This window comes from Paracoccus sp. PAR01 (assembly GCF_014851995.1).
GTDB lineage: Bacteria > Pseudomonadota > Alphaproteobacteria > Rhodobacterales > Rhodobacteraceae > Paracoccus > Paracoccus litorisediminis.
Window position 1 is genome coordinate 1 of the sequence record NZ_JACVAW010000085.1, and the last position, 989, is coordinate 989.

At 60.4% G+C, this 989-nt stretch carries 1 protein-coding gene; it reads left to right on the forward strand.

Going from position 1 to position 989, the window contains the following annotated elements; translation table 11 throughout:
- Positions 1-989 (forward strand): chaperonin GroEL (gene groEL / locus IB235_RS24775; protein ID WP_192339071.1); only part of this gene is annotated, 989 nt, incomplete at both ends.

The following is a 989-nucleotide window of genomic DNA, read 5'->3' on the forward strand; positions in this document are numbered from 1 at the left end:
TTCATCGGCCAGCAAATCGCCGAAGCCATGCAAAAAGTTGGCAACGAGGGTGTGATCACCGTCGAAGAAAACAAAGGCATGGAGACCGAAGTCGAAGTCGTCGAAGGCATGCAGTTCGACCGCGGCTACCTGTCGCCCTACTTCGTCACCAACGCCGACAAGATGATTGCCGACCTGGAAGACGCCTACATCCTGCTGCACGAGAAAAAACTCTCGTCGCTGCAGCCGATGGTCCCGCTGCTGGAAGCTGTCATCCAGTCGCAAAAGCCGCTGATCATCGTCGCTGAAGACGTCGAAGGCGAGGCTCTGGCCACGCTGGTCGTCAACAAGCTGCGTGGCGGCCTGAAAATCGCTGCCGTCAAGGCTCCGGGCTTCGGCGATCGCCGCAAGGCCATGCTGCAGGACATCGCGATCCTGACCGGCGGTCAGGTCATCTCGGAAGACCTGGGCATGAAACTGGAAAACGTCACCGTCGACATGCTCGGCCGTGCGAAGAAAGTTACGATCAACAAGGACAACACCACCATCGTCGACGGTGCTGGTGAGAAAGCCGAGATCGAAGCCCGCGTTTCGCAGATCCGTCAGCAGATCGAGGAAACCACCTCGGACTACGACCGCGAGAAACTGCAAGAGCGCGTCGCCAAACTGGCCGGTGGCGTTGCCGTCATCCGCGTCGGCGGCATGACCGAAATCGAAGTCAAAGAGCGCAAAGACCGCGTTGATGACGCCCTGAACGCGACCCGCGCTGCGGTTCAAGAAGGTGTCGTCGTCGGTGGTGGCGTGGCTCTGGTTCAGGCTGGCAAGGTCCTTGAAGGCCTGACCGGTGCGAACTCGGACCAGGACGCCGGCATCGCCATCGTCCGCCGCGCTCTGGAAGCTCCGATGCGTCAGATCGCTGAAAACGCTGGCGTCGACGGCGCTGTCGTTGCCGGCAAAGTCCGCGAGTCGAACGACAAGGCCTTCGGCTTCAACGCCCAGACCGAAGAATA